Annotated in this window: 14 protein-coding genes and 3 pseudogenes; 10 read left to right on the top strand and 7 right to left on the bottom strand. The window is 70.0% G+C overall.

Annotated features, from left to right (window positions below; translation table 11 throughout):
- Nucleotides 1-85: 85 nt before the first annotated feature.
- The 3 genes and pseudogenes from LRS04_RS15950 to LRS04_RS15940 all read right to left on the bottom strand — a co-directional run.
- The gene (locus LRS04_RS15950; RefSeq protein ID WP_257817192.1) at nt 86-1291 is read right to left on the bottom strand and encodes a CaiB/BaiF CoA-transferase family protein; all 1206 of its coding nucleotides are present in this window, start codon (nt 1289-1291) and stop codon (nt 86-88) included.
- 31 nt (nt 1292-1322) lie between these two features.
- Complete coding sequence (locus LRS04_RS15945) at nt 1323-2243, bottom strand: MFS transporter (RefSeq protein ID WP_257817191.1); 921 nt, start codon at nt 2241-2243, stop codon at nt 1323-1325.
- 100 nt (nt 2244-2343) lie between these two features.
- Nucleotides 2344-2592 (bottom strand): annotated as a pseudogene (locus LRS04_RS15940) (MFS transporter); the annotation flags it as partial.
- A 320-nt stretch (nt 2593-2912) separates the two neighbouring features.
- Here LRS04_RS15940 and LRS04_RS15935 point away from each other — a divergent pair.
- The gene (locus LRS04_RS15935) at nt 2913-3452 is read left to right on the top strand and encodes a TetR/AcrR family transcriptional regulator (protein WP_257817190.1); all 540 of its coding nucleotides are present in this window, start codon (nt 2913-2915) and stop codon (nt 3450-3452) included.
- 73 nt (nt 3453-3525) lie between these two features.
- Here the strand turns inward: LRS04_RS15935 and LRS04_RS15930 are convergent, their stop codons facing one another.
- Both LRS04_RS15930 and LRS04_RS15925 read right to left on the bottom strand, forming a co-directional pair.
- On the bottom strand, nt 3526-3810 hold the full coding sequence (locus tag LRS04_RS15930; RefSeq protein WP_257819147.1) for a hypothetical protein: 285 nt from the start codon (nt 3808-3810) through the stop codon (nt 3526-3528).
- A gap of 49 nt (nt 3811-3859) precedes the next feature.
- Complete coding sequence (locus tag LRS04_RS15925; RefSeq protein WP_257817189.1) at nt 3860-4957, bottom strand: AMP-binding protein; 1098 nt, start codon at nt 4955-4957, stop codon at nt 3860-3862.
- Between the two features lie 378 nt (nt 4958-5335).
- On the opposite strand from LRS04_RS15925, the gene LRS04_RS15920 reads away from it, so the two are divergent.
- The 6 genes and pseudogenes from LRS04_RS15920 (at nt 5336) to LRS04_RS15900 (ending at nt 9921) form a co-directional block, all read left to right on the top strand.
- Entirely contained in the window at nt 5336-5599 is a 264-nt protein-coding gene (locus tag LRS04_RS15920) for a hypothetical protein (RefSeq protein WP_257817188.1), read from the top strand.
- A 10-nt stretch (nt 5600-5609) separates the two neighbouring features.
- The gene (locus tag LRS04_RS15915) at nt 5610-6443 is read left to right on the top strand and encodes a hypothetical protein (protein ID WP_257817187.1); all 834 of its coding nucleotides are present in this window, start codon (nt 5610-5612) and stop codon (nt 6441-6443) included.
- A 23-nt stretch (nt 6444-6466) separates the two neighbouring features.
- On the top strand, nt 6467-7297 hold the full coding sequence (locus tag LRS04_RS15910; RefSeq protein WP_257817186.1) for an alpha/beta fold hydrolase: 831 nt from the start codon (nt 6467-6469) through the stop codon (nt 7295-7297).
- Between the two features lie 20 nt (nt 7298-7317).
- Nucleotides 7318-8487: an NAD(P)/FAD-dependent oxidoreductase gene (locus LRS04_RS15905; protein WP_257817185.1), complete on the top strand. Its 1170-nt coding sequence runs from the start codon at nt 7318-7320 to the stop codon at nt 8485-8487.
- Nucleotides 8484-9287: pseudogene (locus LRS04_RS28090) on the top strand (spinster family MFS transporter); the annotation flags it as partial. The gene LRS04_RS15905 and the pseudogene LRS04_RS28090, both read left to right, overlap by 4 nt.
- 49 nt (nt 9288-9336) lie before the next feature.
- The gene (locus LRS04_RS15900) at nt 9337-9921 is read left to right on the top strand and encodes a hypothetical protein (RefSeq protein ID WP_257817184.1); all 585 of its coding nucleotides are present in this window, start codon (nt 9337-9339) and stop codon (nt 9919-9921) included.
- Between the two features lie 450 nt (nt 9922-10371).
- On the opposite strand, the pseudogene LRS04_RS15895 reads toward LRS04_RS15900, so the two are convergent.
- A pseudogene (locus tag LRS04_RS15895) lies at nt 10372-11397 on the bottom strand (IS110 family transposase).
- Nucleotides 11398-12007: 610 nt separating this feature from the next.
- Between LRS04_RS15895 and LRS04_RS15890 the strand changes: the two are divergent.
- Nucleotides 12008-13312: an acyl-CoA dehydrogenase family protein gene (locus LRS04_RS15890; RefSeq protein ID WP_257817183.1), complete on the top strand. Its 1305-nt coding sequence runs from the start codon at nt 12008-12010 to the stop codon at nt 13310-13312.
- Between the two features lie 18 nt (nt 13313-13330).
- Here the strand turns inward: LRS04_RS15890 and LRS04_RS15885 are convergent, their stop codons facing one another.
- Complete coding sequence (locus LRS04_RS15885) at nt 13331-13651, bottom strand: 2Fe-2S iron-sulfur cluster-binding protein (protein ID WP_257817182.1); 321 nt, start codon at nt 13649-13651, stop codon at nt 13331-13333.
- A 142-nt stretch (nt 13652-13793) separates the two neighbouring features.
- Here LRS04_RS15885 and LRS04_RS15880 point away from each other — a divergent pair, with 142 nt between their 5' ends.
- Nucleotides 13794-14768 carry an MFS transporter gene (locus LRS04_RS15880; RefSeq protein WP_257817181.1) on the top strand — a complete coding sequence of 325 codons (975 nt, stop codon included), beginning with the start codon at nt 13794-13796 and terminating at the stop codon, nt 14766-14768.
- A complete protein-coding gene (locus tag LRS04_RS15875; RefSeq protein WP_257817180.1) occupies nt 14741-15151 on the top strand; it encodes a hypothetical protein in 411 nt (136 codons plus the stop codon). Before LRS04_RS15880 ends, LRS04_RS15875 begins: the two co-directional genes overlap by 28 nt.
- The last annotated feature ends 2 nt before the right edge of the window (nt 15152-15153 follow it).

Raw genomic sequence — 15153 nt, 5'->3', positions numbered from 1 at the left:
CACTACGAAAGCCCCCTTCACCGCCAGCACCCCAACACCTCACTCCATACACTTATGTACGGTTTAGGCAGCGGGTCCCCAGCTGTCAATCGCCGCGCGGGCTCCCCGACACCACCGCCGCCCGCCGGAGGCCGGCGATCCGGTCGGGGCCATAGCCGAGCCACTCCTGAAGGATCTCGTCCGTGTGCTCCCCGGTCCGCGGCGTCGGCCTGCGGGCCGCCACGGGCGTCTCGGAGAGGCGGGTGACAGGGCCCTGCATCGGCAGCCTGCAGCCGCCGCCCTGGTCGACCTCCACGATGAACCCGCGATGGCGCAGCTGCGGGTTCTCCACCACGTCGGCGACGGTGGCGATCCTGGCGCAGGGCACGCCGGCCTTGCCCATGATCGCCTCGATCGCCGCGCTGTCATGCTCCGCCGCCCAGGCCTGGACGATCGCCTCCGTGGCGGCGAGGTTGGCGACCCGCGCGTCGTTATTCGCGAAGCGCGGATCCTCCAGCAGTTCCAGGCGGCCGGCCGCCCTCAGGAAGCGCTGGAACATGTCGTCGCCGCCGCAGAGGATCAGCACCCAGCTCCCGTCGGCGGCCCGGAAGGCGTTGCTGGGCGCGACGGCCCGGCCCCGGGCGCCGTTGCGGGTCGTGGTGGCGCCGTTGAGGATCTGGTTGGGGATGGCGGCCATCAGCAGGGAGACGCCGCTCTCGAGCAGGGAGATGTCCACCACCTGGCCACGGCCGGTCCGCTGACGCGCCTGCAGGGCCCCGAGGATCCCGATCGTCGAATGCAGCCCTGCGACATGGTCGCAGACGAAGACGCCCATGAGCACCGGCGGGCCGTCGGCCTCGCCGGTGAGGTCCATCAGGCCGCTCATCGCCTGGGCGGCGGAGTCGAAGCACGGGCGCGCGGCGTATGGCCCGTCCTGGCCGAAGCCGCTGATACGCGCCATCACCAGCCGCGGGTTGATCGCGCTCAGCTCGTCCCAGCCACAGCCCATCTTCTCCATGGTGCCGGGGACGAAATTCTCCACGAGCACGTCCGCCTCCGCGACCAGGGCCTTGAGTATCCCCTGCCCCTCCGGTCGGCGCAGATCGAGCGCCAGGCCGCGCTTGCTGCGGTTCATGACGTGGAAATTGAGACTCACGCCGGCGAAGTCGGGCGGGTAGTGGCGCAGGCTGTCTCCGCCGCCGCTTTCGACCTTGATCACCTCGGCGCCCATGTCGCCCAGGATCATCGCGCAGTACGGGCCCGCCACGAAGCGCGCCAGGTCGATGACCTTCAATCCGTCGAGGGGCCCCACGACTTGCTCCTTGCTGGTTGCGGCGCGAGGCCTAGCTGACGGTTTCGTCCCGGATCGTCCTCGCCGCCTTCAGGAACAGGACGATGGAGACGACGATCGCGAGCTCGCCGATGATCTTCGCCCATCGCAGCCCCTCGGCGGCGCCCATGCCGCCGGCGGTGGCCAGGAGATCGCTGATCGCGCCGACCGCCAGCGGACCGAAGCCGAGGCCGATCAGGTTCAGGATGAACAGCAGCACGGCCGCGGCGGTGGCCCGGGTCTCCGGTCGCACCAGCCCCTGGATCGAGGCGTAGACCGGGCCGAACCAGGCCGTGTTGAGGAAGGCGGCGCCGGCCAGCAGCAGGATGCCGAGCCCCGCGGAGGGGACCAGCATGGCGCCGACGACGAACGGCAGGGCGAGACCTGCGAAGACCGCGGGAAGGTAGACGTGGGCCCGCAGGTCCTTGGCGATGAGCCGGTCCGAAAGACGGCCGCCGAGCACCGCGCCGAGGATGCCCGCCGCCCCGCTGGTCAGCCCGATGGCGATGCCCAGGAACCCGGCCGACTTCAGGCCGAACGACGCGCCCAGGGCGGCGAGCTCGGCGGCATGGTTCCGCAGGAAGAAGGAGGCGGTGAAGGCCGTCTGGCCATAGGTGACGAAGGCCTGGACGGCCGCCGCGAAGGCGATCAGCCAGAAGGTGCGCTTCGTCGCCAGCTCCCGGCACGCGTCGGCGAACTTCGGGCGTTGCGCCGCCTTCGCGGCCATGGCGGCGCGCAGCCTGCGTCGCGGCTCGTGCAGAGTCGTGGCCGCCAGGACCGCCAGCAACAGGCCTGGCGCGCCCGCCACGAGGAAGGCCGCCCGCCATCCGTAGGCGTCGGCGATCACCCCCCCGAGCGCCATGCCGAGCAGCGAGCCGAGCGGGGTCCCCATGGCGTAGAACGCGAGGCCGGAAGCCCGCTTCTCGCGCGGCATGTAGTCGGAGATCAGCGAGTGGGCGGGCGGGGGTGCAGCCGGCCTCGCCGATGCCCACCCCGAACCGGGCCAGGATCATCTGCGGGAAGCTGGTGACGAAGCTGCACGCGACCGTGAAGCTGCTCCACACCAGCACGGAAAGGGCGATGATCCGTGGGCGGTCGCCGTGCTCCGCCACCCGCGCGATGGGAATGCCCAGCACGCTGTAGAGGATGGCGAAGGCAAGCCCCGTCATCACCCCCAGCTGCCAGTCCGCCAGGCCGAGCTCGAGCTTGATGGGCTCGGCCAGGATGTTGATGATCTGCCGGTCGAGGAAGTTGAACGTGTAGATCAGCAGCAGGAGCCACATGGCGTAGCGGTGGTCCCGGGCGGTCCCGGCTACGGCGTCCGGCTCACGAACGGGCGTGGCGATCCGCACTGCGTCGTCGGTCATGAAACTTCCCCTCGCGCTCGTTCCGAGGCGAGCGGAACGTACAGTAGTGTCTGTGATATCGGCTCGACCATCGCGAGGCAATCGGCCAATCTGGGGACGAGCGCGTCAGCGCCGGCGGACTCCGCAGATGCGAAGCGGGTCGTGCGCGGAGTCGCGCTCCGCGCGCACTCGCCGTATGAACGAGTCGCTGGCGATCGCACGTTCGCCGCGAACGGCCAGAACGAGGGGCTTCACAGTTGGGGACCACCAAGGCGCAGGGAGCCGCGCGGCGAAAGGACGCCGCGAAGCGCCCACTGACACGTGACGACTGGATCGACGCCGCCACCCGGCGGCTCGTGAACATGAGCGTCGACGCCGTGCGCGTGGAGCCGTTGGCCGCCGAGATCGGCGTCAGCCGCGGCAGCTTCTACTGGCACTTCAAGAGCCGAAAGGAGCTTCTGGAGGCCATCCTCGCCAAGTGGCGGGAAAATCAGACCCGCCGCATCGTGGAGCGCATAAAGCAGGACCGCCGCCTGGGGGTGCGCGAGCAGCTCGCCCAGCTGCGCGTCCTGCCGAGCAACCGCAAGGCCGATGTCGCCGCAGCCCTGGAGCTGGCCATCCGCGCCTGGGCCCGTCGCGACAAGCTGGCCAAGCGGGTCGTCGAGGAGGTCGACCGCGAGCGGATGGAGTTCACCGTCAGCCTGATGATCGAAGGGGGGCGGACGAGAGCGAGGCGCGCTGCCTGGGCCTCCTCGGCTACGCCTACACGATCGGCGAATCGCTGCTCCAGGAGGTGATCACCGAGGAGCAGGTCCGCGCCTGCCGCGCCCATATCCTCAATGCCCAGATCGCCGCCCTCGGCGATTCCGCCTAGCGGACGGGCGTCGAGCCGGTGAGCACCTGACCCCTCAGGCGCAGGCCTTTCGCCTCCCGGTCCCAGGTGTCGGCCGTGACGCCTTCCCGCCGCAGCTGCTCCTTCAGGACCTTGTTCGTGCTCGTCTTCGGCAGGCCGGGCATGAAGCGGAAGAAGCGAGGCACCATGAAGTGCGCGCAGCGCTGCGCCAGAAAGGCGGTGAGCGCCTCCGGCGAGAGGGAGCCTCCGTCCGGGCAGGCGATCACCGCCATCACGTCCTGATCGCCGTGCGGGGACGGCACTCCGATCACCGCGACCTCCAAGACGCCGGGGAAGGCGGCAATCTCGCGCTCAACTTCCTGGGATGAGATGTTCTCGCCGCGCCGGCGGATCGCGTCCTTGATCCGGTCGACGAAATAGAAGTTGCCATCCGCATCCTGGCGGAAGGCGTCCCCCCGTGTGGAACCAGCCATTGCGCCACGCCGCGAGGGTGGCGGCCGGATCGTTGAGATAGCCGGCGTTCAGGGTCCAGGGTTGGTTGGCGCGGACGATCAGCTCGCCCACGGCGCCGACCTCCACCTCGTTGTCGTAGGCGTCAACCACACGGGCGTCGATCCCGTCGCGGGGACGGCCGCAGCTGCCGAACACCCGGCCGTCCACGGGGGTCAGGAGGGGCACCGAGACCTCGGTCATGCTGAAGGCCGCGAAATAGGAGAAGCCCTGGCGCGCCGCGAAGGCGGCCGTCTCGGGGGTGACCGGCGACATCATGCAAAAATCGAAGGGCGCCCTGCCTTGCGGATCCACAGAAGCCGCCAGATAGCTGGTGATGGAGCTGAGGAGCCCCACCAGGCGATTGCAGCCGGCGGCCTCCACGTCGGCCCAGAGCGTTGGCGCGCTGAAGCTTGGCGCCAGGTGCATGGACGCCCCGCTGGCGAGAGTCGCCACCGCCGCGCCCAGGGCCAGTGTGTGGAACAGGGGCGTGTAGATGTAGATCCGATCGCCCGCCTCGAGATATCCGTGCGAGGCCGCGCCCGCGGCGCCGATATGGCCGTACGGGCAGATGACCCCCTTGGCGCGGCCCGTCGTGCCCGACGTGAACAGCACCGCCGCGATGTCCCAGGGCTGCGGAAGGGCGGCCACGTCGGCCGGGGCGCCCAAGAGGACGTGCTCGCCCTGCGTCCCGACAGGGAGCTCCGGGGCGACGTCCGGCCCCACGAGGACCGCCGCTTCCAGCCGGCCGACATCCAGTCCGACGAGCCGGTCGGCGAGCTCGGAGTGGCAAACGATGACGCCGGCGTCCGCGGTCCGGATGGCATGCTGCAACATGTCGCCGCGGAGCGCGGTATTGAGCGGCACGATCACCGCTCCGAGCGTGCTGGCGCCGAACCAGGCGCGCAGGAAGGCCGCCCCGTTCGGCAGGAACAGCAGCACCCGGTCGCCCGCCTTCACCCCCCAGTCGGGACAGGCCCGTGGCCGCCTGCCGCGCGGCTGTCCAGGCGTCTCCATAGGTCCACGGCGCCCCGTCGGCGAAGGTGGCGCAGACCGCTTCGGGCGCTTCGGACGCGCGCCGCGCCAGGATCACGGGGACCACGCAGGTCTCAGCGGTCGCGGGGCGGTCTTCGAACCAGGAGGGAAACGTCATCGGAACAGACCTCTGAAGCAGCGCGCCCGGCCGCCGTCCGCCCCGCCCGGGGGAATTGTCCGCGGCCGGACCGGGGCGGTTTGACAAGCCCGCCCGGCGGTCATATCCATACACTACTGCATGTTCAATACGTGACCTGCGCCGACCGCCCGTCCAGGCGCGCGCCGAAACTCCAGGGGGATGGAATGAGCACCGACGCCGTTGAGGTGGCCCTCTACGACCTGGGCGTGAAGCGGGAGGCCCGCACCGGCTTCGCCGCGGACCCGGGCGCCTTCCTCGCCCGTTACGCGCTGGACGCGGAAGAGGCCGCGGCGATCCGCAACTTCGACGTCGCCGCCCTGCAGGCGCGCAAGGTCAGTCCGCTGCTGACCATGGGGTTCTGGATGATGAACCACCCGGGCAGGTCCCGAAACGACTACCTCGCGCAGTTGCGCGCAGGCGGTCAGTAGGAGCCAAGAGATGGGAACGATCGTCGGCGGCTTCGTCCTGCCACATGAACCCGGCCTGTTCTTCACCGCGCGCGACGAAGCCGGCCCCGGCCTGGCAGAGGTGCACGCCGCCTACGACCGGGTCCGCGACCGCATCGGCGAGCTGCGCGCGACGTCGGTGATCGTCATCGGCGCGGACCACTATGTCCTGTTCGGTCCCCAGTGCCTGCCGAACTTCCTGATCGGGGTGGGAGACGTCACCGGCCCCTATGAGCGGTTCCCGGGCGTCGCCCAGGACGAAATCCCCAACAATCGGGATCTTGCCGGGCACATCCTGCGGCACGGCCGCGCCAACGGCTTCGACTGGGCGGCCTCCAAGTCGCTGCGCGTCGACCATTCGGTGGGCCTGCCCGCCCGGATCTGCGCGTTGCCGAACAGCACGGTCACGGGGGTCATCCCGGTCTATCTGGCCAGTGGCGTCGAGCCGCTGATCCCCATGCGCCGCGCCTACGAGCTCGGCGGGGCCATCCAGGCCGCCGTTGCCGCCTACGACGCCGACGAGCGCGTCGTCGTGATTGGATCCGGCGGCATCAGCCATTGGGTCGGAATGGCCCGCATGGGCGACCACAACGAGCCGTTCGACCGCATGGTCCTGGACTGCGTCGTCAGGGGCGATCCGGAGCCGCTGTTCGCGCTCACCGATGAAGAGATCGTGGACCAGGCCGGGAACGGGGGCCTCGAGATCCGCAACCTGGTCTGCGCCATGGGCGCGATGCCGGCGAGCACGGGCAGCCTGATCGCCTACCACAACGCGCCGGACTGGGTGGCGGGCCTCGGCTTCGCCGAGATCCACGCCGCCGCCTGAGCCAACGGAAAGGAAACGAGACCTTGAACCATCCCGCCATCGGCAAGACGATCGTCGCGGCCGGCCTGAAGACCAATTACCACGAGATGGGATCGGGCCGGCCGGTCATCCTGCTGCATGGCTCGGGCATGGGCGTGTCGGGATGGGAGAACTGGCGCCGGGTCATGCCCGATCTCGCCAAGCGTCACCGGATCCTGGCGCCGGACATCGTCGGTTTCGGCTTCACCGAGCGTCCGGCCGAAGCCCAGTACAACATCAAGTTCTGGGTGCAGCACCTGACCGGCTTCATCGAGGCGCTCGGTCTGGAGAAGCCCGTCCTGATCGGCAACTCCTTCGGGGGCAGTCTGGCGCTCGCCTACGCGGCCCGGCAGTCGGACAAGCTCGCCGGCATGGTGTTGATGGGAACGCCGGCGGGAGACTTCACGCGCACCTCCGGCTCGAGCGCCTGGTACTACGAGCCTTCGCTGGAGAACATGGGCGCGCTGTTGCGCGAGTTCCCGTACGACAAGTCCATCGTCGACGACGAGATGATCGCCTCGCGCCACGAGGTCACCATGATGGCCGGCGGCCTCGACGCCTACCGCGCCCTCTTCCCCGAGCCGGGGCCGGCGGGTGAGCAGCGGACGGTCCGCGGATTGCCGCCCGCCACCCTCGAGCAGGTCAGCACCCCGGTGCTCGCGCTCCACGGGCGAGAGGACAAGATGATCCCGCTGGAGTGCAGCCTTCGGATCGTGGAGCACGTTCCGAACGCCGAACTGCATGTGTTCGGCAAGTGCGGTCACTGGGTTCAGATCGAGCGCAAGGACGCGTTCGTGGAGCAGACGCTGAACTTCATCGCGCGCCTGGCCGCCTGAAGTCCGGACCGGAGATCCACATGACGAGCCGGACGGGTCCCGTCGTCATCGTCGGGGCTGGCCAGGCCGCCGCGGCGCTGGCGCGCAGCCTGCGGGAGATGGGGTTTGCCGGTCCCATCACCATGCTCGGCGAGGAGCCGCGACCGCCGTACGAGCGGCCGCCGCTCTCCAAGCAGGTGCTGCTGGAAGGTCATGTCCCTGAGGCCCTCTGGCTGATGGGCGAGGACATCCAACGCACCCAGGTGGTGGCGTTGAGTACCTCGGCGCGGGTGGTGCGAATCGAGCGCGCCGTCCGGCGTGTCGTGACGGATGCCGGCCAGTCGCATCCCTACGAAACGCTGGTGCTGGCCACCGGCGGCCTCGCCCGGGCGCTTCCCAACCTGCCGGTCGATGGCCGCTACGTCTTCGCACTGCGCACCCTGGAAGATTCCCTCGCCCTGCACGCCCGCCTTGCGGACGCCCGTCGGGTGCTGGTGATCGGGGGCGGCTGGCTGGGGCTGGAAGTCGCCGCCACGGTCCGCCAGCGCGGCTGCGAGGTGACGGTCGTTGAGGCCGCCTCACGGCTCTGCGCCCGCTCTGTTCCGCCAGAAGTCTCGGCGTATCTGCTCCAGCTTCACCGCGCCCAGGGTGTCGACGTCCGCCTGGGGGAGTGCGCGACCCCGACGTTGACGCCGGATCATGTCCGCCTGGGCCCCGACGCCTACGACCTCGCCGTCGTCGCCATCGGCCTGGCGGCGCGCGACGAGCTGGCCGCCACGGCGGGCCTGGCCACCGCCGACGGCGTGCTCACCGACTGCAGCGGGGCCACCGAGGACCCCAGCATCTTCGCGATCGGGGACGTGGCGCGGTTCTGTTCGTCACCCGGGGAGCCGGGGGTGCGCCTGGAATCCTGGCGCCATGCCGAGACCCAGGCTCGCCTGGCGGCCGCCGCGATCGTCGGCCGCCCGCTTGGATATGACGAACCCGCCTGGTTCTGGTCTGACCAATTCGGCCGCCTCATCCAGATCGCCGGGTTGCCGCGCCCTGACCTCGACCTGATTGAGGAGGCTCCAGGCGAGAAGCCGCTCTGGCGGTACGGCCGGGATGGGACAGTCGAGGCCGTCATCGGGGTCGACCGCGCCCGCGACGTCCGGATGGCGCACCGCGACCTCCCTGCCCTCGCCTGCAGCATCGGCGGACCCCGAGGATGAGGGCGGTCGGCGGCGACGGCGAGCCTGCCGGCTTCGGCTCAAGGCCGTACCGCAGCTATGTCCTCACCGCGCTCCTGCTCATCTACATCCTGAACTTCGTGGACCGCGGCCTGCTTTCGGTCGTGGCGCCGCAGATGAAGCCCGAGCTGGGCATCTCCGACACAGCCTTCGGCCTGCTCACCGGCTTCGGCTTCGCCCTGCTCTACACGGTCGTGGGCATCCCTCTGGCGCAATACGCCGAGACCCGCCACCGCGTCTGGATCATGAGCGTCTGCGTGGCGCTCTGGTCCCTGATGACCGCGCTTTGCGGCCTCGCCGTCGAGGTCACGGTCGGCTCGGTGACCATCGGCGCCTTCTGGATCCTGCTCGCCTGCCGGGTGGGCGTGGGGATCGGTGAGGCCGGCTGCACCCCGCCCGCCAGCTCCCTGATCGCCGACTACTACCCGCCGAAGAGCCGCTCCACCGCCCTCGGCTACTACTCCATGGGGGTGACGCTCGGCGCCCTGCTCGCGAACCTCATCGGCGGTCCTGTCACCGACGCCTTCGGCTGGCGAACGGCCTTCCTGGTGGTCGGGCTGCCCGGCGTCCTGGTGGCCGTGGCCTTCAAGCTGACGGTCAGGGAGCCGCCGCGCGGGTACACCGACCCGCCGAACACGATCCGTCGCGAGCGCCCCAGGTTCTCCGAAGGCCTCAGGGAACTGGCCTCCAAGCGCTCCTACTGGAGCATGACCGTCGCTTCGGTCACCGCCGCCTTCTGCGGCTACGGCATCGCCTCGTTCCAGTCGCTGTTCCTGAGCCGCAGCTTCGGGCTCTCCGCCGGGGAGGCGGCCCTGATGATCAACGCCCCCCGTGGCGCTGGCTTCGGCCGTCGGCACCGTCGCGACCGGGTGGCTCGCGGAGCGGCTGTCGGCGCGGCATCCGAACGCCATCGCCTGGCTGCCGGGAGCCGGAATGATATTGAGCGTGCCGTTCTACGTCTGGGCGTTCACGACGAGCAGCCTCTGGGCGGCGCTCGTCGGCCTCTGCGTCGGCGGCGCCATGAAGTACGGATACCTGGCGGGTCAGTACACGATCAGCCAGGGCGTGGTCTCGGCGCAGTTCCGCGCCGTCGCCACGGCCATCCTCCTGTTCCTCGCCAATCTCCTGGGCTACGGGCTGGGGCCGCTGTTCATCGGCGCGGCGAGCGACCTGCTGTTCTCGCTACAGGTGGCCGATCTGGGCGCGGCGGGCCTCTCGCGCCAGGCTTGCGAGGGTGCGGCCCGAGCGGCGCTCGCGGTCGGCCAGGCAGAGCTTTGCGCCACTGCCAGCGCCAAGAGCCTTCAGCGCGCCATGCTCATCACCTCCGGCTTGTACGCCTTCGGCGGGCTCTTCTTCCTGATCAGCTGCCGCTGGCTGCAGCGAGACATTGTGCGACCCGCCGCGGCTGATCGTTGAGGGCGCTCCAGGCTGGCCCGTGCTGCGAGCCTTGCGTGCGCCACCGATCCGCGGAGGTTCACCCGAGGCCGATGTCGAAGCGGGCCTTGCCATTCGCGCGCTGACCCGTCCGTGCGCTGAGGTTCTTGATGGGGACGAAACCGGCCGACCCCAAAGTACATGTGCGACGCGCACCCGCAGGTCGGCCTTGCGCCATGTGTGGACGGCTCCCCATTGGCAAGGGTGTTCTGGACTTCCGCTGAGCTGGTCGGTGCGGCCATGTGTTCGACCTGTTGGTGCGGCTCACGTGGCCGCTGGCCATAATGCCTTCCGCGAGGACCGGTCCCGACCAAAAGCACGCGCTCGAGGCGCCCTGGCGCAACTGGGTTTTCCTGTCCTTCGGTATCGACCGGCTGGATGCGTTAGTCTGTCACCGCCCTTCCCAAGCTTGGTGCGCCGAGGCGCTGGTTTCTAGGCCGCTCGGAGTTCCGGCTCGCGGTAGCCCTGGCCGCTGGTCATGATCGCCCAGGCCATGCGGGCCATCTTGTTGGCGAGCGCCACGGTGGCCACCTTCGTCGGCCGCCTGGCGAGCAACTGAACCAGCCACGGCCGCCGTGTCCCATGCCGCTCGGCATAGCGGACGACGGCCAGCGCGCCGACCACCATCAGTTGGCGCAGGTACCGATCTCCCTGCTTGGTGATCCCGCCCAGCCGCTCCTTGCCGCCGCTGGAGTTCTGCTTCGGAACGAGTCCGATCCAGGCGGCCAGGTTGCGGCCAGACTTGAACGCCGAGGGTTCAGCAACCGTGGCGACGAGGGCGCTGGCGAGCAATGGCCCGACGCCCGGAATGCCCATCAGCCTGCGCCCGACCTCGCTCGCTCGGACGCTTGCCCGGATCTGGCGGTCAGTCTCAAGGAGTTGCTGGTTCACCAGGCTTAGCTGCGCGGCCAGCATCTCCAGACAAGCCCTCGCCTCCTCAGGATCGACGGGTCACCCGCTTCGACCAACCTGATCAGGCTCTGCAGGCCCTCCCCGCCCGATCGGCGCCACCAAGCCGAACTCGGCCATGTGGCCACGAATGGCGTTCGACAGCTGGATCCGCTGGCGCATCAGCATCGTGCGCACCCGGTGCAGGACCATGACGCTCTGCTGCTCTGGGCTCTTCACCTCGACGAAGCGCATCGTCGGCCGGGTGACGGCCTCGCAGATCGCTTCGGCGTCGGCCGCGTCGTTCTTCTGCCGCTTCACGTAGGGCTTCACGTAGCTGGGCGGCATGAGCCGCACGGTGTGGCCCAGCCGGCTCAGTTCTCGCGCCCAGTAATGGGCTGTTGCGCACGCCTCGATCCCCACCAGGCAGGCCGGTTGATCCACGAAGAACCGCAACAACTGCGCTCGCCTGATCTGCCGCCGGAAAACGACCTCGCCGCCTGCATCAACCCCGTGCACTTGGAAGACGGACTTGGCGATATCCAGACCGACCGTGACGACCGGGCCCATGGCTTGCTCCTCCTGCTCTGCAGAAGCTCACGCTCCCGCGGTGGCGGGGAGCCGTCCACAGCATCAATAGCGGACGTTGGCTTGCCGCCGAAGAGCGGACGCTCTTACCTATTCGACGACGCCAGCCTTCGGATCAGCTTGGCAGGCGACGATCCCGTCTGACTGCCTTCTCGCGTAAGCAGCGGCGTAGTGCTCGGCGATTGTAGCCGAGCCGGACGCCGCCGCTTATCGGGCAGGCGCCCTAGCCGCGCCGTCCGGATCGGCTCCGCGGGGCGGCGGCGCAGGACGCCGCGCGGACCGCGAAGGTATGGCTCCGCGGATCGATCCCGCGCCGTTTCGGCAGCCCCGGCGAGGCGGCCGCCGTAGGTCCGCGGCCACACCGGATTTGCAACTTCACAAAAGCCACTCTCCCCAACGTCAAGCCTTCGCACGTTGCCGTTTGATCTCCCGACGGAATGACCGAACCCTGTACGACCCGCGCGACGCGGGGTCGGGGCGTTGCGGACGGCGGCTCGCGGAGAGGCTCTGACGAGCCCGTCCCAGGTCCGCGGGGGCGCCGGCCGAGCGGCCATACAGCGAAAACACGACCTGGACAGGACGAGAGGACACGATGGACCTGACGCAGAGCGGGCGGAGCCTTGACCTCGCTGCAAGGCTCCAGGCCTTCATGGCCGAGCACATCTATCCCAATGAGCGGCGCTACTATCTCGAAGCCGAACGGCTCGGGCCCTGGGCGGTCTACCCGGTCGTCGAGGAACTCAAGCCCGTCGCGCGCGCGGCCGGGCTGTGGAACCTCTTCCTGCCGGCCTCGGACTCCGACGGAGGCCTGACCAACCTCGAGTACGCGCCCCTGTGCGAGATCATGGGCCGAAGCCTGTTTGCGCCCGAGGTGTTCAACTGCGCCGCGCCGGACACCGGCAACATGGAGACCCTCCTGCGCTACGGCACAGAGGCCCAGCGCGAGACCTGGCTCGCCCCGCTCCTGGCCGGCGAGGCGCGCTCCGCCTTTGCGATGACCGAGCCGGACGTTGCCTCCTCCGACGCCACCAACATCAGCGCCTCGATCGTCCGGGATGGGGAGAGCTACGTGATCGACGGCCGCAAGTGGTACACCACGGGCGCGACAGACCCGCGCTGCCGCATCATCATCCTGATGGGCAAGAGCGATCCCGGCTCGCCCGACGCGCACCGCCGCCAGTCCATGATCCTGGTGCCCCGGGACGCCCCCGGCGTGCGCGTGGTCCGCGCCCTGCCCGTGCTAGGCTTCTATGGTGTGCCGGACCGCGCCGCCGAAGTGGTGTTCGACCACGTCAGGGTCCCGGCAGCCAACATGCTGCTGGGCGAGGGCCGCGGATTCGAGATCGCGCAGGGACGCCTCGGGCCGGGCCGCATCCACCACTGCATGCGACTGATCGGGCTCACCGAGCGGGTGCTCGAGCGGATGTGCCGCCGCGCCGAGCTCCGCCGGCCTTTCGGTGCGCCGCTGTCCGAGCAGTCCGTCACCCTGGAACGCATCGCCGAGGCCCGCATCGGGATCGAGCAGGCGCGCCTGCTGACCCTCAAGGCGGCCTGGATGATGGACACGAAGGGCAACAAGGCGGCGCGGCAGGAGATCGCGATGATCAAGGTCGCCGCCCCGCTCATGGCGCAGAAGGTGGTAGACTGGGCGATCCAGGTCTTTGGCGGCGGCGGCACCAACAACGACCACCTGCTGGCCGCCGCCCTTGCGACGGCACGTCTGCTGCGCCTCGCCGACGGGCCGGACGAGGTGCACCGCAATCAGATCGCGCGCCTGGAGATCCGCCGGCACGGGGCGACGGACCCGCGCATCACCGGCGGGGGAGCAGCCGTGCTGGACCTCGCCGAGTCGGAGCGGATGGGGCGCGAGGGCCTCTGGCCGCCGCCGGCCGCCTAGCCGGCCGCCCCGCGACACTCAGGACTGGTCTTCAGGGGTCCGCACGACCAGCCCGTCGAGCGCGTCGGTCACGCGGATCTGGCACGATAGGCGGCTGGTCTCCGCCACCGCGGAGGCGAACTCGAGCATTGAGGCCTCCATGGCCGACGCCTGGCCGGTCCGCTCGGCCCACTCGGGCTCCACATAGACGTGGCAGGTGGCGCATGCGCAGGCCCCGCCGCAGTCCGCCTCGATGCCGGGCACATTGTTGCGGACGGCGGCCTCCATCAGGCTCAGCCCCGGCTTGGCGTCGACCACTCGCGCGACGCCCTCGTGATCGATGTAGGTAATCCTGGCCATGGCGCCTGCTGCAACTGACGGACGGTCCCCCAAGGGGCCGGTCACCCTACTGGCCGCGTCAGCGCTTGACAACCAATCGGTTGGTGGATCAGGTCGGTCGTGAGACGGCTGGCCGCAGACCAGGCTCGAAACAGGAGGCGGCATGCTCGCGCAGCCGGACGACGCCCGGGAGAGGCCCGCCGACCGGCCAGGCGGCGCACCAGCGCCCCCGGCGCCGGGAGCCGGCGCCTGGTGGATGGTCTTCGTCCTCTTCACCTTCTACCTGATGTCCTACGTCGACCGGACGATCGTCGCGCACCTGGTCGGCCCGCTGAAGCAGTCGCTCTCGCTCAGCGATTTCCAGATGGGCCTCGTGCTGGGGCCGGCCTTCGCGGTCACCTATTCGCTCGCCATGCTGCCGGCCGGCTGGATCGTCGACCGCTTCGACCGCCGGCTGGTCGTGGGCGGGGCGATGATCTTCTGGTCCCTGATGACCATGGCCTGCGGGCTGGCGTCGAGCGCCATCGGCCTCGTGGCGGCGCGGATGCTGATCGCCGTGGGCGAGGCCCTGCTGACCCCGTCGGCCTACGCGCTCATCGGGGACCGTTTTCCCCGCCGCAGCCTGGCCAGCGCCCTGGCCCTCTACAATACCGGCGCGAAGGCCGGCACCAGCGTCGCCTTCTTCGTCGCCGCCGCCGCGATCGCCGCGGCCGGCGTGCTCCACGCCGCCGGGACCTTCGGCGGGCGGTTCGAGCCCTGGCAGATCGTGTTCTTCCTGGTGGGCGCTCCCGGTCTGGTCCTCGGCCTGTTGCCCCTCACCTTCGGCCGCCGCGCGCGGCGCTCGCCCAGCGCGCCGCCGCGGCCACCGAGGCGGAAGGGGCGATCGCCTTCATCCGGCGCCATGCCAGGGCCTTCGCGCCCCTGGTGCTCGGCATCACCTTCGTGGCGCTCGCCAACGGCGCGCTCGCGGCGTGGCTGCCCACCCTCATGCAACGCGCCTACGGCTGGGACGCGACGCGTTACGGCGCGCCGATCGGGACCCTGGCGGCCATCGCGGCGGTGCTCACCGTCCCCCAGGGCCTGCTCGTCGACCGGCTCTACGCCCGGGGCATGCGAGACGCCGCGATCCGCTACCTGACCTGGATCCTGGTGATCGCCGCGCCGCTGACCGCCCTCACCTTCCTGGCCGCGACGCCCGGCCTCTTCCTGCTTGGGATCGGGGCGATCCTGGCGCTGGTCGTCCCCTATCCGCTCTATCTGGCGACCACCCTGCAGCTGGTCTCGCCGGCCCAGATGCGCGGCCGCCTGACCGGCCTCCTGATCGGGGTCATCCCGATGTTTTCGCAGGGGCTGGGGCCCATGCTGATCGGCGGCCTCACCGACTTCGCCTTCCACGACCCGCAGAAGCTGCCGGCCGCCCTCTCGATCGTGATGGTCGGAGGCATGCTGGCGTCGTTCCTCTGCCTGCGCCTGGCGCTTCGCACCCTGCGCCCGCTCCTCGCACGGGACCGGCCGGCCTAGGG

Source organism: Phenylobacterium sp. J367 (genome assembly GCF_024699985.1).
In the GTDB taxonomy this organism is placed as follows: domain Bacteria; phylum Pseudomonadota; class Alphaproteobacteria; order Caulobacterales; family Caulobacteraceae; genus Phenylobacterium.
This window is presented reverse-complemented; position numbering and strand designations above follow the sequence as displayed.

What these genes read in the sequence shown, in the direction of transcription:
- LRS04_RS15945 (WP_257817191.1), bottom strand. Translation starts at nt 2,243, where the DNA reads ATGCCGCGCGAGAAGCGGGCTTCCGGCCTCGCGTTCTACGCCATGGGG.
- LRS04_RS15920 (WP_257817188.1), top strand. Translation starts at nt 5,336, where the DNA reads ATGAGCACCGACGCCGTTGAGGTGGCCCTCTACGACCTGGGCGTGAAG.
- LRS04_RS15915 (WP_257817187.1), top strand. Translation starts at nt 5,610, where the DNA reads ATGGGAACGATCGTCGGCGGCTTCGTCCTGCCACATGAACCCGGCCTG.
- LRS04_RS15905 (WP_257817185.1), top strand. Translation starts at nt 7,318, where the DNA reads ATGACGAGCCGGACGGGTCCCGTCGTCATCGTCGGGGCTGGCCAGGCC.
- LRS04_RS15890 (WP_257817183.1), top strand. Translation starts at nt 12,008, where the DNA reads ATGGACCTGACGCAGAGCGGGCGGAGCCTTGACCTCGCTGCAAGGCTC.
- LRS04_RS15885 (WP_257817182.1), bottom strand. Translation starts at nt 13,651, where the DNA reads ATGGCCAGGATTACCTACATCGATCACGAGGGCGTCGCGCGAGTGGTC.
- LRS04_RS15880 (WP_257817181.1), top strand. Translation starts at nt 13,794, where the DNA reads ATGCTCGCGCAGCCGGACGACGCCCGGGAGAGGCCCGCCGACCGGCCA.
- LRS04_RS15875 (WP_257817180.1), top strand. Translation starts at nt 14,741, where the DNA reads ATGCGAGACGCCGCGATCCGCTACCTGACCTGGATCCTGGTGATCGCC.